The organism is Sphaerisporangium perillae (assembly GCF_023276435.1).
Taxonomy (GTDB): domain Bacteria; phylum Actinomycetota; class Actinomycetes; order Streptosporangiales; family Streptosporangiaceae; genus Sphaerisporangium; species Sphaerisporangium perillae.
On record NZ_JALLPO010000012.1, the window covers coordinates 19,510 to 42,408 of the forward strand.

General features: G+C 69.1%; 23 protein-coding genes. 6 read left to right on the forward strand and 17 right to left on the reverse strand.

What is annotated here, in order from left to right:
• Window positions 1-240: 240 nt before the first annotated feature.
• From MYF83_RS13525 to MYF83_RS13585, 13 genes are all read right to left on the reverse strand, one after another.
• Window positions 241-1,281, reverse strand: coding sequence for a D-cysteine desulfhydrase family protein (locus tag MYF83_RS13525; RefSeq protein WP_248960640.1), 1,041 nt, complete (start codon window positions 1,279-1,281; stop codon window positions 241-243).
• Window positions 1,278-1,751 (reverse strand): RidA family protein, encoded by a 474-nt coding sequence (locus tag MYF83_RS13530; RefSeq protein WP_248960641.1) that lies wholly within the window; start codon window positions 1,749-1,751, stop codon window positions 1,278-1,280. The genes MYF83_RS13525 and MYF83_RS13530 overlap by 4 nt, the downstream gene beginning before the upstream one ends.
• Complete coding sequence (locus MYF83_RS13535) at window positions 1,748-3,022, reverse strand: amidohydrolase family protein (protein WP_248960642.1); 1,275 nt, start codon at window positions 3,020-3,022, stop codon at window positions 1,748-1,750. Before MYF83_RS13535 ends, MYF83_RS13530 begins: the two co-directional genes overlap by 4 nt.
• A complete protein-coding gene (locus MYF83_RS13540) occupies window positions 3,019-3,792 on the reverse strand; it encodes a cysteine hydrolase family protein (RefSeq protein ID WP_248960643.1) in 774 nt (257 codons plus the stop codon). Before MYF83_RS13540 ends, MYF83_RS13535 begins: the two co-directional genes overlap by 4 nt.
• A complete protein-coding gene (locus MYF83_RS13545) occupies window positions 3,789-4,643 on the reverse strand; it encodes an amidohydrolase family protein (protein WP_248960644.1) in 855 nt (284 codons plus the stop codon). Before MYF83_RS13545 ends, MYF83_RS13540 begins: the two co-directional genes overlap by 4 nt.
• Complete coding sequence (locus MYF83_RS13550) at window positions 4,640-5,797, reverse strand: aminotransferase class V-fold PLP-dependent enzyme (RefSeq protein ID WP_248960645.1); 1,158 nt, start codon at window positions 5,795-5,797, stop codon at window positions 4,640-4,642. The genes MYF83_RS13545 and MYF83_RS13550 overlap by 4 nt, the downstream gene beginning before the upstream one ends.
• The gene (locus MYF83_RS13555) at window positions 5,794-6,738 is read right to left on the reverse strand and encodes a Gfo/Idh/MocA family protein (protein ID WP_248960646.1); all 945 of its coding nucleotides are present in this window, start codon (window positions 6,736-6,738) and stop codon (window positions 5,794-5,796) included. Before MYF83_RS13555 ends, MYF83_RS13550 begins: the two co-directional genes overlap by 4 nt.
• On the reverse strand, window positions 6,735-7,778 hold the full coding sequence (locus MYF83_RS13560) for an oligopeptide/dipeptide ABC transporter ATP-binding protein (protein WP_248960647.1): 1,044 nt from the start codon (window positions 7,776-7,778) through the stop codon (window positions 6,735-6,737). The genes MYF83_RS13555 and MYF83_RS13560 overlap by 4 nt, the downstream gene beginning before the upstream one ends.
• Window positions 7,771-8,826, reverse strand: coding sequence for an ABC transporter ATP-binding protein (locus tag MYF83_RS13565; RefSeq protein WP_248960648.1), 1,056 nt, complete (start codon window positions 8,824-8,826; stop codon window positions 7,771-7,773). Before MYF83_RS13565 ends, MYF83_RS13560 begins: the two co-directional genes overlap by 8 nt.
• Window positions 8,823-9,737: an ABC transporter permease gene (locus MYF83_RS13570; protein ID WP_248960649.1), complete on the reverse strand. Its 915-nt coding sequence runs from the start codon at window positions 9,735-9,737 to the stop codon at window positions 8,823-8,825. Before MYF83_RS13570 ends, MYF83_RS13565 begins: the two co-directional genes overlap by 4 nt.
• Window positions 9,734-10,678 (reverse strand): ABC transporter permease, encoded by a 945-nt coding sequence (locus MYF83_RS13575; RefSeq protein WP_248960650.1) that lies wholly within the window; start codon window positions 10,676-10,678, stop codon window positions 9,734-9,736. Before MYF83_RS13575 ends, MYF83_RS13570 begins: the two co-directional genes overlap by 4 nt.
• Before the next feature lie 83 nt (window positions 10,679-10,761).
• Entirely contained in the window at window positions 10,762-12,336 is a 1,575-nt protein-coding gene (locus MYF83_RS13580) for an ABC transporter substrate-binding protein (protein WP_248960651.1), read from the reverse strand.
• Between the two features lie 79 nt (window positions 12,337-12,415).
• Window positions 12,416-13,387, reverse strand: coding sequence for a 5-dehydro-4-deoxyglucarate dehydratase (locus tag MYF83_RS13585; RefSeq protein ID WP_248960652.1), 972 nt, complete (start codon window positions 13,385-13,387; stop codon window positions 12,416-12,418).
• 169 nt (window positions 13,388-13,556) lie between these two features.
• Here MYF83_RS13585 and MYF83_RS13590 point away from each other — a divergent pair, with 169 nt between their 5' ends.
• On the forward strand, window positions 13,557-14,303 hold the full coding sequence (locus MYF83_RS13590; RefSeq protein ID WP_248960653.1) for an IclR family transcriptional regulator: 747 nt from the start codon (window positions 13,557-13,559) through the stop codon (window positions 14,301-14,303).
• A gap of 28 nt (window positions 14,304-14,331) precedes the next feature.
• Window positions 14,332-15,834, forward strand: a complete 1,503-nt coding sequence (locus tag MYF83_RS13595; RefSeq protein ID WP_248960654.1) for an aldehyde dehydrogenase (NADP(+)) — start codon at window positions 14,332-14,334, stop codon at window positions 15,832-15,834.
• A 323-nt stretch (window positions 15,835-16,157) separates the two neighbouring features.
• On the opposite strand, the gene MYF83_RS13600 is transcribed toward MYF83_RS13595, so the two are convergent.
• On the reverse strand, window positions 16,158-16,787 hold the full coding sequence (locus tag MYF83_RS13600) for a TetR/AcrR family transcriptional regulator (protein WP_248960655.1): 630 nt from the start codon (window positions 16,785-16,787) through the stop codon (window positions 16,158-16,160).
• 134 nt (window positions 16,788-16,921) lie between these two features.
• Between MYF83_RS13600 and MYF83_RS13605 the strand changes: the two genes are divergently transcribed.
• Complete coding sequence (locus MYF83_RS13605) at window positions 16,922-17,575, forward strand: class I SAM-dependent methyltransferase (RefSeq protein ID WP_279339496.1); 654 nt, start codon at window positions 16,922-16,924, stop codon at window positions 17,573-17,575.
• A 212-nt stretch (window positions 17,576-17,787) separates the two neighbouring features.
• Here the strand turns inward: MYF83_RS13605 and MYF83_RS13610 are convergent, their stop codons facing one another.
• The gene (locus MYF83_RS13610; RefSeq protein ID WP_248960657.1) at window positions 17,788-18,144 is read right to left on the reverse strand and encodes a hypothetical protein; all 357 of its coding nucleotides are present in this window, start codon (window positions 18,142-18,144) and stop codon (window positions 17,788-17,790) included.
• 20 nt (window positions 18,145-18,164) lie between these two features.
• Window positions 18,165-18,629 carry a MarR family winged helix-turn-helix transcriptional regulator gene (locus tag MYF83_RS13615; RefSeq protein ID WP_248960658.1) on the reverse strand — a complete coding sequence of 155 codons (465 nt, stop codon included), beginning with the start codon at window positions 18,627-18,629 and terminating at the stop codon, window positions 18,165-18,167.
• 154 nt (window positions 18,630-18,783) lie between these two features.
• On the opposite strand from MYF83_RS13615, the gene MYF83_RS13620 reads away from it, so the two are divergent.
• From MYF83_RS13620 to MYF83_RS13630, 3 genes are read left to right on the forward strand one after another with little or no spacing between them, the layout of a single operon-like run.
• Window positions 18,784-19,368 carry a hypothetical protein gene (locus MYF83_RS13620; RefSeq protein ID WP_248960659.1) on the forward strand — a complete coding sequence of 195 codons (585 nt, stop codon included), beginning with the start codon at window positions 18,784-18,786 and terminating at the stop codon, window positions 19,366-19,368.
• A complete protein-coding gene (locus MYF83_RS13625; RefSeq protein ID WP_248960660.1) occupies window positions 19,365-21,341 on the forward strand; it encodes a sensor histidine kinase in 1,977 nt (658 codons plus the stop codon). The genes MYF83_RS13620 and MYF83_RS13625 overlap by 4 nt, the downstream gene beginning before the upstream one ends.
• A complete protein-coding gene (locus MYF83_RS13630; RefSeq protein ID WP_248960661.1) occupies window positions 21,338-21,985 on the forward strand; it encodes a response regulator transcription factor in 648 nt (215 codons plus the stop codon). Before MYF83_RS13625 ends, MYF83_RS13630 begins: the two co-directional genes overlap by 4 nt.
• Window positions 21,986-22,195: 210 nt before the next feature.
• Here the strand turns inward: MYF83_RS13630 and MYF83_RS44260 are convergent, their stop codons facing one another.
• Window positions 22,196-22,711 carry an SDR family NAD(P)-dependent oxidoreductase gene (locus MYF83_RS44260; protein WP_372500150.1) on the reverse strand — a complete coding sequence of 172 codons (516 nt, stop codon included), beginning with the start codon at window positions 22,709-22,711 and terminating at the stop codon, window positions 22,196-22,198.
• Window positions 22,712-22,899: the final 188 nt, after the last annotated feature.

Sequence of the window (22,899 nt, forward strand, 5' to 3'; positions counted from 1 at the left end):
GTCTGCGGCTGCGTGAGCCTGCTTGGGAGCCTTGCACGGGTCCGGCGCACCCCGCCCGGTCCTCGGCGGCCTGATCAACCAGTACACCAACGCCGCCTGACAAGCAAAGAAAGCCCAGCTCAGACCCAGAATCCTATTTTCGAGCAGGACAAGTCGGCCTCGCACTGATCTGCCGTCTCGGCCGAACCGCAGTCGTGGTGATCGCCTTTCGGACGGACGCGTGACGAGCTTGCCAGCCAGTCATCCGGTCACACCTGCCGTCAACTCTTCGGAATAGCTGAACAGCGCGGGAAGACCGCCGGTGTGAACGAACACCACGCGGTCACCTTCCGGGACGTGACCGGCCCGGCAGTAGTCCAGCAAGCCGGCGAACCCCTTGCCCGAGTAGACGGGGTCCAGCAAGATCCCTTCAGCCGCGCCAAGGCGGTAGATCGCCTCGACGGCTGCCGCGGTGGGCACGCCATAGCGCTCACCGACGTAGTCCTGCGTCGTGGTGATCCGGTCCGCGGTGATCTGGGTTGTGACGCCGAGAAGTTCCGCGGCGCCCTGCGCGAGTTCGGCGATCTGCTCCGGGCTCAGGTACGCCTCGTGCTCGGCTGTCATCGGGCAGACGCCGACGAGCCGAGTCGGAAGTCCGAGTAGCTCGCAGCCGAGCTGCAGTCCGGCGAGGGTGCTTCCCTGCGTCGCCGAGAAGATCCAGTCCGGAACGGCGTCCGGCCGCGCGCGCACAATCTCCAGCAGCGCCTGCACGTAGGCCACGGTGCCGAGCGTCAGGCTCCGAGTGGCCCCCATTCCGACGACGTAGGGCCTGCGGCCCTGCGCCCGCAGCTCCTCGGCCAGCTCGGCCTTGCGGGCCGAGGTGCTCTGGCCGTCGTCGATCGGGAGGATCGTCGCGCCCATCAGGTGGTCGATGAGGTAGTTGCCCTGCACCGGCGAGCTCTTCTCGTCCAGCTTGGGCACCAGGTAGACGTCGAGGCCGAGCCGTGCGCAGGCCGCCGCGAGCTGGCGCGAGTGATTCGACTGAGCGGCCGAGCCCTGGATGACGCAGTCCGCCCCTGCGGCAATCGCGTCGGCGAGCATGAACTCGTGCTGGCGGACCTTGTTGCCGCCGAACGCCAGCCCGGTGCAGTCGTCGCGTTTGATGCTGATCGTCCGGCCCAGCTCGCGGGAGAGGTTCGGGCAGTCGTCCAGCGGGGTCGGCAGGTGCGCCAGCGACACCCTGGGGATGGCGTCTATGCGCTCCTGGACCTCGTCGACCGTGTAGGTGCGGACGCGCGTCATGCCATCTCCTTGCCTTCTCCGGACACGATCGCTTCGACCTCCACCGCCGCGTTGCCAGGCAGCCAGGCGACGCCGACCGCCGAGCGCGCGTGGCGGCCGGCGTCGCCCAGCACGTCCACGAGCAGTTGGGATGCGGCGTCGACGACCTTGGGCTGCTCGACGAAACCGTCGGCGCTCGCGACGAATCCGGTAATCTTCAGGACGCGGGTGACGTTCTCGAGCCCGAGTTCGGTGTCGATCGCCGCGAGGAGGTTCAACGCGGCGATGCGGGCCGCCTGCTGACCCTCGTCGACGGAGAGGTCCCCGAGCCGGCCCGGGTGCTGCACGGTGCCGGCGACGATCGGCGTCTTGCCGGAGAAGAACCAGAGATCGCCCGTCCGGGTCGCGGGCTCGTACTGGTAGCGCGGCGCGGGCAGCCGCGGCAGTTCCAGTCCGAGGTCGGCGAGCCGCTGCCTGATCTGTTCGTTCACGATGTCACCTCCAGGACGGCCACCCGGCCGCCATCTATTACCACGGCGCCGTCGCGCCATACCTGGCGGATCGGTGCGATGCGCCGCGTCGCCTCGTTGGCGAGACCGTCGAGCACCACCAGATCCGCGGCCTTGCCCACCTCGATGCTGCCGATCTGGCCGGCCAGCCCCAGCGACTCGGCCGAGCGCAGCGTCGACATCGCGATCGCCTCGCTGTACGACAAGCCGAGCGCCTCCATCGTGCACTCCACCGACCGGCCGAACTCGCGAAACGGCGTGAACCGGACGCCCGCATCGCTCGCGACGGACATGTGCACGCCGGCCGTGCGCATGGTGCGTGCGAAGGCGAAGTCGTCGTACAGATTGCCGGTCGCGGACATGGCGTGCGCCGCGCCCAGCTCCACCGCGTCCGCGGGATCGGCGTCGGGCAGCAGCACCCGGGCGATGCCGGCCATCGTCAACGTCGCCGACACCGGGAGCCGCGCCATCTCGTCCACCAGATCAAGGTCGAGGTCGGGCGCGCCCTTCTCATCGACCCAGATGCAGTGCTCCAGGGTGTCCACCCCGGCGGCCACGGCGCGGCGGATGCTCTCGGTGTTCAGGGCGTGGGCGGCCACCCGCCGGCCTAGCCGGTGCGCCTCCTCCACCACGACCCGCATCTCGTGCGTCTGGAATTGCGGCTGCAGCTTGTTCGAGCCACGGGTCATGTTGCCGCCGCTGGCCATCACCTTGATGACGTCCACTCCGCGCGTGCAGAGCCGGCGGGTGGCCTTGCGGATCTCGTCGACGGAGTCGGCCGCGTTGCCGCACCAATGCAGGTGCCCGCCCGTCGTGGTGATCGGCGGGCCGGCGGCGAGGATCCGCGGTCCCGGCACCCGGCCGGCGTTGACCGCATCCCGTATTTCGAGGGTGACATAGTCGATGTCGCCGCAGTCGCGCACGGTGGTCACGCCGCCGAGCAGGCACTCCGTCGCACTACGCGCGCCGATCAACGCCAGCGCCGCCGGGGTGGAGTTCTCGACGCCGGCGCGCGTGCGTTCGTGATCGAGGTCGCAGGTGAACAGCAGGTGCACGTGCGCATCGACGAAGCCGGGGACGACCGTCGCGGTCGAGTGGTCGACGAGGCGGCCGGGGCCGGCGTCCTTGGGCAACTCGGCCGCGGTGTGCACGCCCGCGATCACGCCGTCGACGACGTGCACCACCGCGTCACGACGCAGCGGTTCGCCCGTTCCGGTGACGAGGACGCCGCAGCGGATCCAGTGCTCGGTCACGCCGACGTCCCCGTCGTGTGCGCGTCGCAGGCCGCGACCCACTGCTCGCTCGTCGCGGTGTAGCCGACGTTGGTCTCGATGAACCGCACCGCGTTGGCGTCGGCCCACTTTCCGTCGCCGGTCTCGGCGTCGTCGCCGTTGGCCAGCGGCGAGGTGCCGATCGCGTCCCGCAGCGCGATCACCCGGTAGTTGCGGTACATCGCGTCGATCACCGTCGTGTGCAGGCAGATCCGGCTGTCGAAGCCGACGGTGACCAGGTTGTAGATGTCCAGGCTACGCAGCAGCGAGTCCAGTTGGGTCTCGAAGAAGCCGCTGTAGAGCTGCTTCTTCACGAGGTACTCCCCTGGCCGAGGCGCGACCACGTCGGAGTAGGCCAAGATGTCGTTCGGCTCCTGCCAGCTCTGCAGGACGTCGATGTTGTGCACGCGCAGCGACATGTTGCGCCATTCGCTGCGCTCGTTCAGCGTCGGCGACAGGTGGTTGGAGAGGTAGACAATCGGTATGCCGGCTCGGACGGCCGCCTGCTTGGCCGGGACGATGTGGTCGACGACGATCCCGCGGCTGGCCTTGGCCTGGTCGGCGTACAACGCGGGCAGGTCCGGCGACGGCGCCGGCTCATCGCGGTCGAAGCCGAGACCGTTCACGTCGACGAGCAGGAAGGCGGTCCGGCGCGGGTCGAGGTCTAGCGTCTCCTCCGTGTGGCCGAGCGGCGCCTCGACCGGGAAGGTGCGGTAGTAGCGCGCGGCCAGTTGGAGCGGGGCAGTTGTCACGGTTTCGACCCTTCGGTGAGTGCTGGCAGTCGGTAAATTGCGGCGGCGGTGCCGGACAGGATCTGGATACGGTCGGCGCTGCCGAGCTCGCACGCGTCGAGGACGGTGCGTGCCTGCGCGTACCCGTTCACGTCGGTCGTGTACGGGAAGTCCGAACCCCACATCAGGCGTCGCGCGCCGAACTCGGCCAGGACGGTGCGCACCCACGGCCACACGTCCTCGTGCGGGTAGGCGCGAGTCGACATCTCCGGCAGCGCGGAGAGCTTGATGTGGACATTGTCGAAGCGGGCGAGCCGCAGCAGATCGTCGGAGACCGTCCCCGGACGCTGCGGGTCAAGGTCGGGGCGGGCGAGATGGTCGATGACGATCGTCAGGTCGGGATGCGCAGCGACCCACCGGTCCACCACTGGCAGGACGGCCGGAGGGATCAAAAGGTTCGCGCTCAGCTCCAGAGAGGCGGCCGCCTTGTACAGCGGCTCGGCCGCCGCGTCGAACCAACTCAGGTCCGGCGCGATCAGCGGAGCGAGCCGGAACCCCCGGATCGGCGCGCGCTGCACCAGCTCGCGGAGCCGGTCCACGAAACGCGGATCCACCGGGTCGGCCAAGGCGATGCCGACGAACCGGTCCGGTTGCGCCTCGAGGCAGCGCAGCAGCTGCGAGTGGTCGAATCCGTAGAGGCTCGGCTGGATGAGAACGGCCTGGGCGACCCCGGTCGCGTCCATCGCTTCCAGCAGCTGCTCGACTGGCGCCGTGAACGTCGGCGCGCTTGGGAACCGCGAGCTGCGCGGCACGCCGCTGCCGGCGGCGGCGGTGACGTGGGTGTGCGCGTCGATGATGGACGAGCCGGTCACTGTTGCACCTCATTCAGGACGGGCGCCAAGTGGCGCAGGAACTCCTGCACGTCGGCGACGGTGTTGTAGATGTGCGGCGAGATGCGAACCCGGCCGTCGCGCCCCCACACACTGACACCGTGCTCGCCGAGACGGCGAGTGATCTCCGCCTCCCGCGAGGTGGCGAAGGAGACGATCGACCCGCGACGCCCGGGCTCGCGCGGCGTCAGCGGCGCCACCCCGAGGTCGGCCAGCCCTTGCATCGCCACCGCCACCAGTTCGGCGTTATGTGACGCGATGGCCTCGACCCCGATGGACAGCACGAACTCCAGAGCGTTCTCCAGCACGTGCAGACCGAGGTAGTTGGGCATGCCTTCCTCGAACCGGCGCGCGTCCGGGTACAGCTCGAAGCGTTCCAGCCGGTCGGCCGCGAACAGGTCGGTGACGCCCCGGTACGCGACGTACGGCGGGGCGAGTCGGTCGAGGGCGTCCGGGTTGACATAGAAGATCGCCAGGCCGTGCGCTCCGAGCAGCCACTTGTACGTCCCGGCGCAGAGGAAGTCTGCGACACCGGCGTCGAACGGAACCGCGCCCGCGGCTTGCACGGCGTCGACGAAAAGCAGCGCGCCGCGCTCGTGGGCTGCGGCGGCGAGCGCGGGGAGGTCTACCAGGAAGCCGTTCTCGTAGCTGACCAGGCTGGCGACGACGAGCCGCGTACGCTCGTCCATCTGGGCGGCGTAGGTCTCGGTGGGCACGAGGCCGTCCTCCCCGGTCACCACCCGCCGCTCGACGCCGAGCTCCGCCAGGTGCACGGCCGCGAACGCGGTGCTCGGGAACTCCGACTGGGCGAAGACGATGTTGTCGCCCGGCATCCAGCGGATCGTCTTGATAACCGCGTCGAGACCGCGGGAGGTGCTGGCGAGGAAGGCAACCTGCCGGCCGTCCACCGAGAGCAACTCGCCGGCCAGCGCGCGGCAGTGGGCCTCGACCTCGGCGCAGGCGTCCCGGCCGCGCGCGCCGAGGTTCTTGCGCGCGGCGTAGTCGTTCATCGCGCGTACGTGCGAGCCGAGGAACAGGCTCTCCGCCGCGCTGTTGAGGTAGACGCCGGAACCGGTCCCGGGGAACTGGTGACGAACCCGCGTGGCGAGGTCCGGCGATTGGGTCGGTGCGGTCATGCGGTGAAGCCCTCCTGACGGATCTGGTCGTCGATCTGCTGGATCACGCGATAGGTCGGCAGCACGTCGGAGAACGACGGCCAGGAGCCGGACCGGTCGGCGATCGCACGCAGGAACGTCTGGGCCTGCGCGAACACCGCGTCCCCGAGCAGGTCGTTGGGATCGGACGCCGCCGCGGGCGAGGGTTGCCAGCCGCTGATCCGTACGGTCTCCGAACGGCCGAAGACCGACACCTCGCTCACCGGGCGCATCGCGTTGTAGGACATGGCGATCGTCGCGAGGCGGCCGGTGCGGGTCCGCAGTCCGACCGCGAGGTCCAGCGGGCGTCCGGTCTCCGGGTCCGCCGGACCGGCCAGGGCCCGGACCGACTCGATGGTGTCGTCGAGCAGCCGCAAGCTGGTGTCCACCGCGTGGGTCGTGTGGTGCCAGACGATGTCGTCGACCCAGGTGCGCCGCTCTCCCGTCCAGCCGACGTTCGAGCGGCGGTAGATCGCCGAGGTGGTCGAGATGCTGAACGGTTCGAAGTCGCCGGCGACGACCCTCGCGCGTAGTTCCGACACCACAGGGAAATGGCGCTGGGTGTGGCACGCCATCGCGATCAGATCGCCCGCCGCTTCGGCGGCGGCGGTGACCTCGGCCAGGGACAGCCCGATAGGTACCTCGCAGAGCACATGCTTCCCGCCGGACAGCGCGGCGAGAGCCTGCCGGGCGTGCTCGCCGCTGGGCGAGGCGATGACCACCGCGTCGACGTCTTCGGCGTCCACGATGCCGGCGACCGAGTCCGTCGCGCGGCCCACCGCGTGCTCCTCGGCGAACTTTCCCGCCGCCTCGGCGTCCGGGCCCATGACCGCCGCGAGGGTGCAGCCCGCTCGCCGGAACGCGCGCGCGTGCTCTACCGCGATGGCGCCATGCCCGAGAAACCCGATCCGTGGCAGAGTCATGCGGACGCCTCCCCTGGGACGAGGGAGACCTCGGCCGCGGCCGGGGTCTGCTCGGCGAAATGGCAGGCCGCCATGTGCTCCTCCTCCAGCCCCGTGAGCGGCGGCTGGACGGTGGCACACCGATCGGGATCCTTGACGATCTTGCGTAGCCAGCACCGGTCGTGGAACACGCACCCGCCGGACATCGGCCCGGCCGGCGTCGCGTCTCCCGCGAGCCACGGCCGGTGGTGGGGCGCGTCCGGGTCGCCGGTTGGCGCCGCCGACAGCAGCATCCGGGTGTACGGGTGCCGCGAGTGCTCCATGATCTGCTCGCGCGTGCCGATTTCCACCAGCCGCCCGCGGTACAGCACGGCGATGCGGTCACTGAGGAAGTTGGCGACCCGCAGGTCATGGGTGATCATCACGATGCTGAGCTTCAGGTCGCGGCGCAGGCTGAGGAACAGGTTGAGGATCTGCGCCTGAATCGACACGTCCAGCGCCGAGACCGGCTCGTCGGCGACGAGCACGGACGGCTCGACGGTCAGCGCGCGGGCGAGCACTATGCGTTGCCGTTGCCCGCCGCTGAACTCGTGTGGGTACCGGTCGAGCATCGCCTCGCTCAGGCCCACCTTCGGCAGCAGTTCGGCCATCGCCGCCGCGCGCGCCGCGCCGGGGGGCAGCCCGCGAGCGGCGAAGCCGGAGTGCAGCACGTCCCGTACCGTGCGGCGCGGGTTGAGCGAGGTGAACGGGTTCTGGAACACCATCTGCACGCTCTTGCGGAAGTTGCGCAGCGCACGCCCGCGCAGCGCCTCGGCATGGGTGCCCTCGAACCACACCTGACCGGACGTCGCCCGCTCCGAGCCGACGAGGATCCGTCCCAGCGTCGTCTTCCCGGACCCGCTCTCGCCGACCAGCCCGAGCACCTCTCCCCGGCGCAGCTCCAGGTTCACGTCGTCGAGCGCGCGCACGCCGGCCGACCTGTTGAGACCGAGCAAGCCGCGGAAACCGCCGAATTCCTTGGTCACGGATTCCAGGCGGAATACCACCTCTGGCTTAGTCATCGACACGCACCGAACCCCTTCCGGTCCCTACCGCGTCCTCGCCCGGAAAGTGACAGGCGATAGCGTGCGCGCCCACATCGCGCAATGCGGGTTCCTCCGCCTCGCAGATGGCGGGATCGCCGAGCGCGGCGCGGCGCGGGCAGCGCGGGTTGAACCGGCACCCGCTGGGCCACTCGTTCGGCTGCGGAGTCTGGCCGGGAAGCGCCTGGAGCACCGGCGGCGGCGCGCCTCGCAGCGGCAGCAGCGCCGCCAGCAGCGCGACGGTGTACGGATGGCGCGGCGAGGTGAAGATCTGCCGGACCGGCCCGCTCTCCACCACTCTCCCCGCGTACATCACCATCACCCGGTCGCAGGTCTCGGCGACGACGCCGAGGTCGTGGGTGATGAGCAGCACGCTCGTTCCCTGCGTCCGGCAGGCGCTGGTCAGCAACTGCAGCACCTGCGCCTGCACGGTCACGTCCAGCGCGGTCGTCGGCTCGTCGGCGATGATCAGCCGCGGTCCGAGCAGCAGGCTCTGGGCGATCGAGACCCGCTGCTGCATGCCGCCGCTGAGCTGGTGGGGGTAGGAGTGCAGGCTGTGCGCCGGCCGCGGGAAGCCCACCGAGGCCAGCACGTCCCGCGCCCGCACCAGCCGGTCGGCCCGGCCGGCCTGTCCGTGGTCGCGGAGCACCTCGGTCAGCTGTTCCCCGACGCGCGTCACGGGGTTCATCACGGCCAGCGCGTTCTGGACGACAAGCGAGATGTCCCGGCCTCGTATCCGGCGCAGCTCCTTCTCCGGGAGCGGAACGAGGTCGCGGCCGTCGAAGATGACCTCTCCGCCGACGATCTCGCCGGGTGCTTCGATGAGCCGCAGCAGCGACATGCCGAGGGTGCTCTTGCCGCATCCCGACTCGCCCACCAGCCCCACGATCTCGCCGCGGCCGATCGACAGCGAGACGTCGTCCACCGCTCGCACGGTCGTGTCGCCGGTACGGAAGTGCACGGAGAGGTTGCGCACCGTGAGCAGCGCCTCGGGCGTCTCGCGTTTCGTGGTGGTCGCCCCTGTCATTTCGCACCGCCCTTTCGGTAGCTGTGTCGCCGGGTCCACGCCCTCGGGTCGAGCACGTCCCGAAGCCCGTCACCGAGGATGTTCACGCCGAGCACCGCGACGACGACGAAGGCGCCCGCGCCGATCGGCAGCCATGGCGCGTCGTACATGTACTGGCGGCCCTCGATGAGCAACGAACCCCATGACGGCGCGGGCGGCTGCACACCCAGACCGAGAAAGCCCAGGCTCGCCTCGTCGAGGATCCCCCAGGCGAGCGAGGTGGTGACCTGCACGACCATGATCGGCAGCACGGGTGGCAGCAGGTCCTTGACCACGACGACGATCGCCGGGAGTCCGAGCCCGCGGGAGGCCTCGACGTAGGTCTGGTCTCGTGCCGCCACCACAACGCCGCGGAAGACCCGCGAGAACTGCGGCGTGTACGCCACCGCCAGCGCCACCGTCACCGACGTGGCCGACGCGCCCAGCATCGCGACGATGCCCAGCGCGACGACCAGCGCGGGAACCGCGAGCATCGCGTCGATGACCCGGCTGAGCACGATGTCGATGACGCCGCGCATGTAACCGGTGAGAAAGCCGATGACCGTACCGATCGCCGCCGCGATCCCGACCGCGCACGCAGAGATGATCAGCGAGGTCTGTGCGCCGACCATGGCGCGGCTGAGGATGTCGCGGCCGAGTTCGTCGGTGCCGATCAGGTGAAGCCACTGTGGCGCGGCGAAGCGCGCCTGCAGGTTCGTCGCGTCCGCCGGGTACGGCGTCCACACCAACCCCACCACGGCGACGGCGACCACGATGAACAGGAGGGTGCCGCCGAACACGACCCGTCCGTTGAGCAGGCCGCGAGAGCGGAGCGTGCCGCGCCGCCTCTGGGCCGTGACCGGCGTGGCGGCCGACGCCGCGGGCGCGGTCACAGCCGGATCCTCGGGTCGAGGGCGGCGTGCGCCAGTTCCGCCGCGAGGTTGAGCACGACGTAGAGCACCGCGATGACCAAGATGACCGCCTGCACCATGTAGTAGTCGCGTTGGACGGCGCCTTCGATGAGCAGCCGGCTCAGGCCCGGCCAGTTGAACAGTTGTTCCACGACCACCTGGCCACCGATCAGCGCTCCGAGCTGCAGGCCTATGACCACGATGGTCGACGGCACCGCGTTGCGCGCCGCGTAACGCAGCAGCATCGTGCGTCCACGCAGGCCCTTGGCGCGCGCGTGCCGCAGGAACGGCTCGTGCTGCACTTCGACCGTCGCCGCCCGGGTCATCCGCGCGAGGTAGGGCGCGAGGCCGAGCCCCATCGCGAAGCCGGGCATCAAGCTGTCCTTGATGCTCTGCACCGGATCAACGGCGAGCGGGACGTAACCTCCCGCGGGCAGCCACCGCAGGTGCACGGCGAACACCAGGATCAGGATCGTGCCGATCCAGAACACGGGGGTCGACAGGCCGACCAGTGTGATGCCGGACAGCATCCGGTCGGCCCAGGTGTCCTTGAACGCGCCCGCGAGGAAGCCGCCCAGCCAGCCCAGGGCCACCGTGAAGATCAGTCCCGTCACGGTGAGCTGCAGCGTCGCCGGTATGCGGTCCATCAGCACCGGCGTGATCGGCTGGCGTGTGATGAAGGAGATACCGAGGTCACCGTGGGCGAACAGGTTCGACAGCCAGTGCCAGTACTGGCTGGGAAGGGACTGATCCAGGCCCAGTTCGTGGCGTAGCTGCGCGACGAGCGCAGGAGTTCCACCCGGGCCGAGCATGCCGGCCACCGGGTCGCCAGGAATGATCTGGATGTAGACGAACGTCAGGATGGACAACAAGAACAGCAGCGGCACCGCAAGGCAAAGCCGGTAAAGCGCGTACTTGAGCAATCAGATCACCGGAGTCGTTTCGCTAGCCATGAGCGGCACCGGGTGGCCGGACAGCGTTCCCGCCGACCACCCGGGCCCGCTTCCTAACCCAAGGTCGCCTCGATCAACGGCCGATTCGATCCGTCGGTGCGCGCGACGTAGCCGTGCACCCGCTTCGCCAAGCCCACCACGGCGTACTGGTTGCCGGTCACGATCAGCGGCACCTGGTCCTGTACGATCTGCTGAACCTGCGCGTAGAGCTGCTTCGCCTTGGCGAGATCGAGCGTCGCCTGCGCCTGCGCGATCAGGTCGTCCACCTGGGGATCGCACCACTTCGCCATGATGTTGGTGGCCTGTCCCTTACAGGTGAAGGCCTGGGACATCTCGTCGTCGACCGTCGCCCACTGGTTGCCCGCGTGGTACATCTGGAACTTGTTCTTCCCCGCGTCGGCATAGAACGTCGCGTCATCGTAGGCCTGAGGGGTGATCGCCGCACCGAGCGGCTTCAGGTCCGACTGGAGCAACTGGGTGTGGCAGCGCGACTGCGCCCAGTGGTTCTCGTACGGCACGGTGACAGCGAGCTTCGTCCCGTCGGCGACGCCCTTGACGCCCTGGGCCTGCCGGACACCGTCCGGCCCCATCTTCCACCCGGCCTCGTCGAGCAGCGCGCCCGCCTTGGCGAGAGCCTCGTCCTTGCTCACCCCGTACTTGTCGAACCCGGGCGTGTACGCCCAGTTGCCTTCGAAGATCAGCTCGCCGGTCGCGTCGACGCCGATGCCGTTCCAGCACGCGGTCTGCTTATCCGCACGCGGAACCATGTAGGCCACGGCCTGCCGCACCCGGACGTCGTCGAACGGCGCCTTCGTCTTGTCCAGGCCCCACATGATCACGCCAGGGGTCGGCGTCGGGTAGTTATCGATCACGCCGGCTTTCTGCAGCCGGACGGCGTCCTCGGGGGCCATCGGGAAGGTCATGTCCGCGGTGCCGGCCTGCAGCGCCGACGCGATGGTCGTACTGTCGCCACTGAACGTGTAGTTGATCGTCTTGATCTTCGGGAACCCCGTGTGCCAGTACGAGTCGTTGGCGGTGAGCGCCAGACTGCTCTTCGGCGTCCACTGCTGCAGTGACCAGGGCCCGGACGTCGCCGTCGGCTTGGTGAAGTACGACTGGCCGCCGGCGGTGACGGCCTTTTCCGACAGGATCGCGGCGTTGCCGACCCGGGCCAGCGCGTTGAGGAACACGCGGGACGGTTCCTTGAGGTTCACCTTCACCGTGGACGGGTCGACGACGTCCACCGAGTTCATGTCCGACAGCGCCGCGCCGAGCGCGGCTCCCTTCGCCGCACGCTCGAGAGAGAACTTGACGTCGTTCGCCGTGATCGCGGAGCCGTCGCTGAACTTGGCTCCGTCGCGGAGGGCGAATGTGTAGCTCGCGCCGTCGGCGCCTGACGTCCACTTCGTCGCCAGGTCAGGAACCAGGTTGCCCTTGGCGTCGTAGTCGATCAGTGTGTCGTAGATGAGCTCCATGACGCGCAGCGACGTCTGCGTCACCGCGGTGTTGGGGTCCAGGCCACTGGTGGGCTCGGCGGTGATGATGTTCAACCCCCCTGACGAGCCCGAACTCCCGCTGGACGAGCAGGCCGCCGCCGCGCCGGCGGCCAGCGCCGTCACCACAGCCATGGTCGTAGTTCGCCTAACGACGCTTCGAAGGTTCACGCTTCCTCATTTCCGCTCCGCGAGCCCAGTGGCGCAGCTGGGGTTAGTGTTGCCTGGTGTCCTGATCAGCAGCGATGAACGGAGAGTCGCCGGACGAACTCTCCTCGATGATCCGGCGGAGTTCCTCCAGGTGCTCTGGGGTGGGATCGACCAGCGGCGGGCGCACGCCGCCGACGTCGAGTCCCCTGAGCCGCACGCCGGCCTTCACCAGTGACACGGCGTATCCGGGAACCTTCGAGCGCAGGGCCACCAGAGGCACGAAGAAGGTGTCCAGCAGCCGCTGCACGAGCTTCACGTCCTGCGTGGTGACCGCATGGTGGAAGCGCAGTGCGACCTCGGGGGCGAAGCAGAAGACGGCGGACGAGTACAGGTGCACGCCGAGGCCCGCATACGCGGGGACGGTGACCTCTGCCGTGGGAAGTCCGTTGAAGAAGTGGAACGACTTGTCGCTACCGTCCAGCGTGGTGCGGACCGAGGAGATGATCCGCGTCATGAGCTCGACATCGCCGATGCCCTCCTTCAGCCCGATGACCGAGGGCAGCTCGGCGATCGTCGCGGCGGACTCCGGGTCGAACCGGGCGTTGCCGCGGTGGTAGACGATCACCGGTAGGTCCGTCGCGGCGGCGACGGTCTCGACGTAGCGGGCCAGTCCTCGAGGCGGCCCCTCCACCAGGTAGGGCGGCATCAGCAACAGGCCGTCGGCACCGGCCCGCGCCGCGGCGCGGGCCTGCTCGACCGCGACGCTGACCTGGCCGCCCGCGCCGGCGAACACCGGTACCTGCCCGGCCACGACTTGCACCGCCGTCTCCACCACCTGGGCCGACTCGGCGGGGCCCAACGAATGGAACTCGCCGGTGCCGCAGGCGGCGAAGACGCCGCCCGGCCCGGCGGACAGTCCGTCCTCCAGATGCTTCCGCAGGACGGGGAGGTTGAGGTCCCCGGTAGGCGAGAACGGTGTCACAGGAAAAAACAACACTCCGCTGAGTTGCGGCAAGATCCCTCCATGTGTTCTCATATGTGAACCATGTTCGAGCTGCTGACCAGGTGTGCAAGAATATGGTCACTGTTCATTGCGGTCAAATGTCCGAATGATTACAGAAAGGCAACACATGTCGGAGTTCCCCCCCCTGGCCGATGATGTGCGCACGAACAGAATCAGCCGGGCGACGACCGCTGCCGGGCCCGTGAAGTCCGCTGATCGCACGATCGACGTGCTCGAGCTGCTCGCCGGCGCACCGCGCCGGCTCACCCTCAGCGAGATCCATCGCGAACTTGGAGTACCGAAGTCGAGCCTGCACAACCTGCTGCAGACGCTCGTCTCCCGCTCCTGGCTGGAAACCGACGAGCGGAACTCCACCTACGCGATCGGGCTGCGCGCGCTACGCGCCGGCGCCTCCTACCTCGATCGCGACCCGGTGATCGAGGCCGCAGGGCCCCTGCTGTCCCAAATGCGCAACGAGCTCAACGAGACAGTGCACCTGGCGCGGCTCGACGGGTCTGACATCGTCTACCTCGCGAGCCGCGAGTCCGCTCATCACCTCCGCAGCAGCTCCCGCATCGGACGCCGCCTGCCCGCTCACGCCACCGCCCTCGGCAAGGCACTGCTCGCCGTCCGCAGCGACGAGGAGGTGGCCACGCTGCTGCCGAAGGACCTCGAGCGGTTGACCCCCGACACCGTCACCGACCTGGAGACGCTCATCGGGGAACTGAACCAGGCGCGACGAGACGGATACAGCTTCGAACAAGCGCAGAACACGCCGGGCCTCGGCTGCTTCGCCGTGGCCGTGCCCGGACGACAGCCCGCGATCGACGCGCTGAGTTGCTCCGTCCCCCTGGTGCGCCTCATCGACGAACACCGGCCGCAGATCGTCTCCGCACTCGTGCACGCCGCCGAGGAGCTGGGGCACATCGCACGACGGCAGGCACGGTGAGTTGACCCCTACCCCGAACAGGAGCCCGATGACCCAGGACACTCAACTGGAACCGCTGTTCAGCTTCGATCCGCACACCGGCCGGCGGGTGTACGACCCGGTGGCGCAGACCACCTCCGCCGAACTCGCCGCGACGGTCGAGCGCGCCGCCCTCGCCGATGCGACATGGGCACAGACGCCGCGGAGGCAACGCGCGTCCTGTCTCGAAGCGATCGCCGCCGCACTGGACGCCGCGGCGCCCGGCCTCGTCGACACCGCGATGGCCGAATCAGGCCTACCCTCCGCGCGGCTCACAGGCGAGGTGAGCCGCACCACCGGCCAGCTGCGGATGTTCGCCGACGTGATCCGCGACGGCGGCTATCTCGGCGCGATCATCTGTCCGCACGACGCAGCACGCAACCAGCCCGATGTGCGCCGCGTGCTGCGTCCGATCGGGCCGGTCGGCGTCTTCAGCGCGTCCAACTTTCCTTTCGCCTTCTCGGTCGCCGGTGGTGATACCGCCTCCGCGTTGGCCGCCGGCAGCGCCGTCGTCGTCAAGGCGCACGAGGGGCATCCGCGCACGTCGGCACAGGTAGCCGCTGTGGTACGCCAGGCGCTCCACGATGCCGGCGCGCCAACCGACATCCTGCAGGTCGTGTACGGCAAGTCCGCCGGGAGCGAGCTGGTGCGGCATCCAGCCATTCGCGCGGTCGGATTCACCGGCTCGCTCGCCGGCGGGCGGGCACTGTTCGACATCGCCTCCGGCCGTCCGGACCCCATCCCGTTCTTCGGCGAGCTGGGGAGCATCAACCCAGTCGTCGTGCTCCCCTCCGCCGCGCAGCTACGGCGCACGGAACTGGCGGACGGCTACGCTGCCTCGCTTACCTTGGGCTCGGGTCAATTCTGCACAAACCCCGGCGTCATCTTCGTGCCGGACGATGCCGCGTTGCTGACCGCGATCGCCGATGCGGTCGGGGCCACCACCGTAGGGCCGCTGCTGACCGAACGGATCCACGACGGGTTCCAGGCCGCAGTGACCGACGAAGTGTGGGCATCCCTGCCGCTCCTGGCGAGCGGAACGTCCGACGGCGCATGGAGCGTCCCGGCGCAGATCCGCCGGGCATCGCTGGACCAGTTCCACAGCGCACGCGACATCCTCACCGAGGAGCGCTTCGGTCCGGCCGGTCTCGTCGTGACGTACTCGGACGCGTCGCAGCTGCTGCCGGTGCTCACGCAGCTCCCGGGCAGCCTGACGGCCTCGGTGCACGCAGAAGACGGTGACGCAGAGCTTGCCGCGCCGATCGCAGAGGCGCTCTCGGCCAAAGTAGGACGGCTCATCTGGAACGGCTGGCCGACTGGTGTCGCGGTAAGCTGGGCGATGCATCACGGCGGGCCGTGGCCAGCGAGCACCGCGGCGTCGCACACATCCGTCGGCGCTACCGCAATCGCGCGCTGGCTGCGACCAATCGCCTACCAGGACTGGCCACAGTCCCTGTTGCCCGAGGAACTCCTCGACGACAACCCAACCGGCGTGCTGCAACTGCGCCGGTGACAGCAGACGCCCGACAGTAGATGGGGCATTGCTGCTCACCGCCCCGTTCGCGGTCGGTCAGGCCGAAGTGGGCGAGAGGTCGGGGTTCTCCGGCTGAAGGATGGGGCGTGCGGTCCCCTGGCCGGGCGTGTTCCCGGCCTCCGCCGCTTCGTCGTCGTGCAACCGCGGCCGCGTAGGGGGCGATCTTGTCCTCGATGCGGCGGGACACCGTCTCGCCACTGACAGCAACGCTGACCAGTCGACGCCCTGAGATCACCATCCGCCCTGTGGGTATCCGCCGCGTGGGTAGTGGTGCGCGATGACCAACGCCACCCCGACCGACGTCAAGGCGTTGACACGCGAAAACGTTGGTCAGCGTTTTGTTCGTTGATGCCGACCAGCACGGCGGCGATCTTCTCAACTCGCTCGTCAAGATCGTGGGGGCTGGACCGGCCGGTGGCGAAGAGGTGGTGCAGTGCGCCGACGAACATCAGGGCCAGTGTCTCCGCGTCGGCGTGCAGCTTGATCCGTCCCAGCTCCTTCTCCGCCGCGAAGTACTCGGTGAAGGTGCGTTCCAGGTCCTCGATGCCGCCGCTGCCCTCGACCGCAAGCGCCTCTTGTACCCGCGACTGGAGCTGCGGTTGAGACATCAGCAGGCTCGCGATCGCCACTGACCTGGAACCGAACACCGAGACCGCCGTCGTCGTGAGGTTCCCGATCACGGTTCCTTCGCCGGCCCGTGCGGCCAGTTGAGTGGCGTTCTTCAGCAGTTGACGAAGGCGGTCGGCCGCGAATGCCGTCAAGAAACCGTCGAGACTGCCGAAGTGGTTGTGCAGGACCCCCTTCGCGCAGCCGGCTTCGGACGTGATGCTCCGGCTATCCAGCGCGGAGGGGCCATCGCGGACGAGCAGTTGCTCCGCCGCATCGAAGAGCCGCTCGTGGAGCCCGGCGACGGGCACGCCTCGTGGTGACATCCGTTGATCCCCGCCACCTCTTGAAAGTATGGGCGTTCGCCCATACAGTTTGGGCAACTGCCCATACATTAGCAGCGACGCCCCGGCGTGCGTCCGACACGTCCTTCGCACCGGGGGGAAGGAACGCGTGGCCCATGCCTGAGCGACGCTCACGCGGTGTGATCAACTTCTCGGCCCGCTACTACGACCTGATCGTGCAGTGGTTCGTCATGCGCGGTAAGGAGCAGACGTTCCGCTCCATGACCGCCGATATCGCCCACCTGCAGCCCAGCGAGGAGGTACTGGACATCGGATGCGGCACCGGAACGATGGCTGTCGCCGCCAAGCGGAGGGTCGGCGAATCGGGGCATGTGGTCGGCATCGACCCGTCGGCTCAACTGCTCGCCGGCGCACGACGCAAAGCCGCCCGGCAGGGCCTCACGATCGACTTCCGGCTCGCTGGAGTCGAGGAACTGGACTTTCCCGACGACTCGTTTGACGTCGCGATGGGCACCTTCATGATCCATCATTTGCCCGACGACGTCATCCGGAGGGGGCTCGCGGAGCTTGGCCGCGTGCTCAGACCTGGCGGACGCCTCCTCCTGATCGACTTCAAGCGGCCGGAGGACCACCACGTTCGGCCCGAGCGCTTCGGCGAAACCGCGATCGGCATTCAGGACCTGCCCCCACTCCTGGAGACAGCGGGTTTCTCCCGGCTCGAGTCCGGCGAGATGCCGTTCAGGATCCGGAGCGTTTCCAGGGAACACAAGTCGTACGGCTACGTCCGGGCGGTGCGGGGGTCTCGCTGACGGTTCGACCCGGACACCAGCGCGAACGGCAGTAGCCGATGAGGGTGAGTTGTTCGATGGATGTGGGGAGGTGTTGCGAGCAAGTGGTGCACGGGAGGTTGGTACCCGGCGTGGCCGGCGCTGTCGGTGAGGTTCCATGGCGCCGCGTCTCGAGCACGGCGCGGCCTCGGAAGCGCTGGTTCAGGTGATGCTGAATTTCGCTACCGGAACGGTCAGCCAAGGATGCCGGCCTCGACCTCGGGGATCGGCAACTCCTCAAGGACAGTGATGGCGCAGGACTCGGCCCACTGCAGGTGATGGTGATCGCGGACCATCCCGAGCGCGTCTTCCATGGTGTCGGCCTGCAGGATCGTCATTCCGATGACCTCGGTCGGCGCCGCCGTGATGCCGCTGCGGGTCACGGTCCTCGCATTACCGAGGGGACGGCCGGGGTCAACCAGCGCCGAGCCGAGTTGGTCGAACCATTCCGTCCAGAGCCGTACGCCGGCCTGGGCCTCCTCGGTTGTGGCCGTTGCGAAACGTTCCGCGGCCTCTTGTGGAGCGCGGTACAACACGATGAACCGTGCCATTTCGTTGTCTCCCTAGTGAGTTATGACGCCTGTTCTTCATTACTCATGCTCGATGCAAGGGCTTGCGAGACCTCATTGAGCGAGGTCGTCAGTTCACGCAATGTGGCCTCGCTCAGCCGTGACGCGATCTCGGCGAACCATGCCACCTGCCGCTGGTAGATCTCACCGAGCACCTCGTGTCCACGGGGCGTGAGTTCGACCAGCTTTGTGCGACGGTCGGTAGGGAGTGGCCGATACGCGATCAGTCCCTCCCGCTCGAGTACGTCGGCCACCCGCTGAACGCTCTGTCGTGCGTGCCCCATCTCGGCCGCCATCTGAGCGACGGTCTGCGGCTGGAACGCTCGCCCGAGCACGTGCCACCGCGCCGAGCTCTGCCCCAAGGGGCGCGAGATGCGCTCGCCTGCCTGGGTTATCAAGCCGTTGACGTCGAAGACGGCCAGTACGAACTCGCTCCACGCGTCCTCGGGTCCGCGCCGATCGCTCACGCGGCCAGCATCACACGATCGACAGCATGCTGTCAATCGTGGGCGGGCGCCGGACGCCGGACCGGCGATCCCGACCGGCCGTGGGCGGCCTTCCCCGGCCAATCGGGAGATCCGCCTCATGCCCGCGGGAACGAGGGCGCAGCACCCTGGGCCCATGAAACAGCTCGCGCACATCGCGTATCCGATGCTCACGGCCGCCGGACTGCTGCTGCTCGTGGCAGCGCCCTTCGAGGTGCTGACCGAGATCGACGACCGCCCCTACTCCCAGCAGGCACTGGCCTCGACCTATCACGTCGACAGCCTGCTCGGCCTCGTCTCCACGCTCTGCCTCTTCCTCGGAGTCGCCGCCGTGGCCGGCCGCACGGGGCCGGGGGGCCGCATGATCAGCGGCCCCGCGTGCGTGACGGTCCTCCTCGGCCTGATGGGCGCGGCCTTCCTCCAGGCCGTCAGCGTCTTCCTCGTCCCCTCGCTGGCCACCTCGGCTCCGGCCGTGCTCGACGCGCCTCCCTCCGGCTGGCACGCGGCGGGGGTGATCGTCAGCCTCGCGCTCTGGGTCGTGGGGATCGTCTGGCTGTCGGTCTCCGCGTTCCGCTCCCGCGTGTTCCCCAGGATCGCCGCCGTCGTGCTCGGTGTCGGCGGAGCGGCCACGTTCTTCGGCCCGATCAGCGGGTTCCTCATGGGGATCGGACTGCTGTGGATCGGCATCGCCGGGATTAGGCTGAAGCAGGGTGGCGCATGACACGACGGTTGTGGACCTCCATCGTCCTCGGCGGCCAGGCGGCGATGACCGCCTGGCTTGTCGTGTTCTTCGCTGGCTTCGGGCGTGTCGTCCCCGCGTCCGGCCCGGAACAGGCGGTCCCGATCGGCATCGGCGTGGCGGGCTTCACCGGCCTGGTCGTCGTCGGCGTCCTGCTCGGGCGACGCCAGCCGGCTCATCCCCTGGCGCCGTTCCTGATCGTCCCCTTCATGCTGTCGACCGCCGCCTTCGCCCTCACGGCATGGGTGCTGGTCGCCCACGCGTACGGCCGGCCCGAGCTGGACGCCGTGCTCTGGGTGGCCGGATGGATCTGGACGGCGCCCGTCTTCGGCCTCATCTTCCTGGTCTTCCGTTTCCCGACCGGGCGACCGGCGGGCCGCTGGTGGCGACGGTACGAGTACCTGGTCGTGGCCACGATGGTGCTGGGGACCGTGCTCGCCGCGTTCAGCCCAAGCACCAGCGGGGCCCCGGCGCCGCTCGACCTGCCCAATCCCCTGGGCATCGCCGCGCTGGGCGGCCTGGACCGGCTGCTCAACGTGCTGACCGGTCTCTACGTCGTGCACGCCGCGGTCGGGCTGGCCTGCATGGTCACCCGGTATGTGCGCGGCGACGAGGTGGAGCGCCAGCAGCTCCGGTGGGTGGCTGCCGCCGGAGCGCTGCTGATCACGGTCACCGTCGCGGACGCGTACGTCACGACGTGGCTGCCCGAGGCGATCGCCATCGTCCTCCTCCCCGTCGTGATCGGTGTCGCGGTGCTGCGGTACCGGCTGTGGGACCTCGGGCTGGTCATCCGCCGGGCCGTCGTGTACGCGCTACTCACCGGCCTTCTGCTGCTGGCCTACATCGGCCTGGTCCTGGTGCTCAGGTCGCTGCTGCCCGGCCTGGCGCCGGAGATCCTGGTGACCGGCCTGATCGCCATCGTGGCGCTGCCCCTGCGCGAACTGCTCCAGACAGCGCTCGACCGGATCCTGTACGGCTCCCGGCGCGACCCCTATGCGGTCGTCCGGATGCTGGGTCACCGGCTGGAGGCCGGGGCCGAGCCGCTGCTGCCGATGGTGGTCAGAGAGCTGGCCGAGGCGCTGCGCCTGCCGTACGTGGCGATCGTACTGACCGACGGCGGCGTGGTGGTGGCCCACGGGTCCCGCCCGGCGTGGGAGGTGGAGCCCATGGCCCTGCACCACGGCGGGAAGCCGGTCGGTGAGATCCTCGCCGCGCGCCGCCACCCGGCCGAGTCCCTGACGGCACGCGACCGGGAGCTCCTCGGCGGTCTGGCCGGCCATCTCGGCGTCGCCGTGCGGGCCGCCGCCCTGGATGAGGAACTGCGGCAGAGCCACGCGCGGCTGCTCGCCGCCAGGGAGGAGGAACGGACCAGGATCCAGCGCGATCTGCACGACGAGCTGGGCCCGCTGCTCGGGGCCGCATCACTCCGCGCCGAGGCTGCCAGGAACCTCCTCTCGGGCCAGGACCGCATCAGCGACGTGCTGACCGCCCTCGGCACCGATCTCACCAGAGCCATGGGAGAGATCCGCCGCATCCTTGCCGACCTCGCCCCAAGCCCGCTCGACGGGCAGGGGCTCATCGCGGCGCTCCGGCAGCACGCCGCCTCCTGGACCGGCGGGATGAACCTCGGCCTGGACCTCCCCGAGACGCTGCCGCCGCTCGATCCGCCGGTCGAGGCTGCCGCGTACCGGATCGCCGTCGAGGCCCTCCACAACGCTCAGCGGCACAGCTCGGGGTCGAGGGTCACCCTGCGCCTCCGCCTCACCGGCGAGACCCTGGAAGTGCGGGTGACCGATGACGGGACGGGGTTCCCCGTCCAGGCGGAGGCGGGCGTCGGGCTCCGCTCCATGCGGACGCGGGCGCAACAGCTCGGTGGATCGCTGGTCCTCGAGTCGGGCGAGCGGGGCGGCGTCGTCGTGCACGGGCTGCTTCCGGCGAGGGCGGTGACCCCGTGACCATCCGGGTCCTGCTCGCCGACGATCACCCCGTCTACATGGAAGGGTTGCGCATGTTGCTCGGCACCATCGACGGGATGGAGGTCGTGGGCGCAGCCGTGGACGGCGCCTCCCTTGTCGATCTCGCCGATCAGGTCGACGCCGACGTCGCCGTGGTCGATCTCGACATGCCGGGCATGGACGGTGCGACCGCGTCGGCCCTGCTGCGCGAGCGGCATCCGGATCTCGACGTCCTGGTCCTCACGATGCACGAGGAAGAGGCGATGGTGATCCGGGCACTTCGTGCCGGAGTCAGAGGGTACGTCCTCAAAAGCGCCGGTCCCGGCGCCATCGCCCGCGCCATCCAAACGGTCGCCGAAGGAGACACGGTGCTCGGCGGCGGCGTGGGCACCTGGGCGCGGACCGCGGCGGCTCGCGCGTCCGCGACCGGACCTTTCCCGGAGCTATCCACTCGCGAGACCGAGATCCTCGACCTGGTGGCGCGCGGCCTGTCGAACCCGCAGATCGCTCAGCGGCTGTTCATCTCGGTGAAGACGGTCGGCAACCACCTAAGCAACATCCTCACCAAGCTGAGCGCGGCAAGCCGGGCCGAGGCGGTCGCCCGGGCCCGTGACGCCGGCCTGGGAACCGACTCCCGCGCCTAGCTTCGCCGGTCCCGGCGATTGCCTATTTGGTCGCAGCCGATGAAGACACCGTGCGCGATGTCATCCATGCCTCAGCGACAACGGGCTTGATGCACTGGACCCTAAATGGGCGGGTGGCCGTCCCCGCCTGATCAGTACCGACGATGAGGCGTTCGCCTCGCAACGGCCGTGACGCGCCCGGAGAAGCTGGGTCGTCCGTTCACGCAGTCGTCATCGAGGTCTGGGTGGGCGGCGGTGGCGGGCGCCGCCGGTGAGGTTGGTCTGTTTAGCGCCCTGCGGCCGCTCAGTTACCGGCGTGCCTTGGTCAGTTGGGCGCGCATATTGGGGTCGAGTGGTGCCCGGTCGAGCAGCCAGCCCAGCCATTGTTCGAGGCCGGAGACGAGTCGCAGCTACGCGCTCGGCTGGGATCTTTCGTGGCTCGCGCGGTATCCGGCTGGATCGCGCCGCCATGCTTTCGAAGAACTCGGTGTGGACGTCGCCGCAGCGCAGGAGACTGACGTGGACACCGGTGCGGCGCAGCTCGCGGTGGACCGCGGTGCTGTATGCCGCGAGGAACGCTTTCGTGCCGGTGTACATCGCGAGTCCGGGGAAGTGCACGTGCGCGCCGCCCGAGCCGATGTTGACGATGTGACCGCCGTCGGCCGGATGCGGAGCTCCATGTCCGTGACGAACTCGGCTTTCTCCGTTTTCTCCGGTGTGCTGAACGTCGGCTGAAGGTAGAGCCATGCGGAGGTTCCCTGAGCCATCCGCAAGTAGGCCGGCAGGGTGAGCGTGACATCGGGCTCGCGATTCAGCGTGCTCCAGTTGTCGAGCGACAACACGAGGGCGACGACTCCGGTTACGACTCCGGTCCAGATCTGGATGAGCTCCAGCCACCCTTTCCCGCTCCGGCTTCTGCCCGTGGCACCGGACGG

Bases quoted from the DNA above. Each gene is read 5' to 3' on its own strand.
- MYF83_RS13550 (WP_248960645.1), bottom strand. From the start codon at position 5,797: ATGACCGCACCGACCCAATCGCCGGACCTCGCCACGCGGGTTCGTCAC.
- MYF83_RS13605 (WP_279339496.1), top strand. From the start codon at position 16,922: ATGCCTGAGCGACGCTCACGCGGTGTGATCAACTTCTCGGCCCGCTAC.
- MYF83_RS13580 (WP_248960651.1), bottom strand. From the start codon at position 12,336: ATGGCTGTGGTGACGGCGCTGGCCGCCGGCGCGGCGGCGGCCTGCTCG.
- MYF83_RS13620 (WP_248960659.1), top strand. From the start codon at position 18,784: ATGAAACAGCTCGCGCACATCGCGTATCCGATGCTCACGGCCGCCGGA.
- MYF83_RS13565 (WP_248960648.1), bottom strand. From the start codon at position 8,826: ATGACAGGGGCGACCACCACGAAACGCGAGACGCCCGAGGCGCTGCTC.
- MYF83_RS13560 (WP_248960647.1), bottom strand. From the start codon at position 7,778: ATGACTAAGCCAGAGGTGGTATTCCGCCTGGAATCCGTGACCAAGGAA.
- MYF83_RS44260 (WP_372500150.1), bottom strand. From the start codon at position 22,711: ATGGCTCTACCTTCAGCCGACGTTCAGCACACCGGAGAAAACGGAGAA.
- MYF83_RS13625 (WP_248960660.1), top strand. From the start codon at position 19,365: ATGACACGACGGTTGTGGACCTCCATCGTCCTCGGCGGCCAGGCGGCG.
- MYF83_RS13600 (WP_248960655.1), bottom strand. From the start codon at position 16,787: ATGTCACCACGAGGCGTGCCCGTCGCCGGGCTCCACGAGCGGCTCTTC.
- MYF83_RS13555 (WP_248960646.1), bottom strand. From the start codon at position 6,738: ATGACTCTGCCACGGATCGGGTTTCTCGGGCATGGCGCCATCGCGGTA.
- MYF83_RS13595 (WP_248960654.1), top strand. From the start codon at position 14,332: ATGACCCAGGACACTCAACTGGAACCGCTGTTCAGCTTCGATCCGCAC.
- MYF83_RS13525 (WP_248960640.1), bottom strand. From the start codon at position 1,281: ATGACGCGCGTCCGCACCTACACGGTCGACGAGGTCCAGGAGCGCATA.
- MYF83_RS13610 (WP_248960657.1), bottom strand. From the start codon at position 18,144: ATGGCACGGTTCATCGTGTTGTACCGCGCTCCACAAGAGGCCGCGGAA.
- MYF83_RS13585 (WP_248960652.1), bottom strand. From the start codon at position 13,387: ATGAGAACACATGGAGGGATCTTGCCGCAACTCAGCGGAGTGTTGTTT.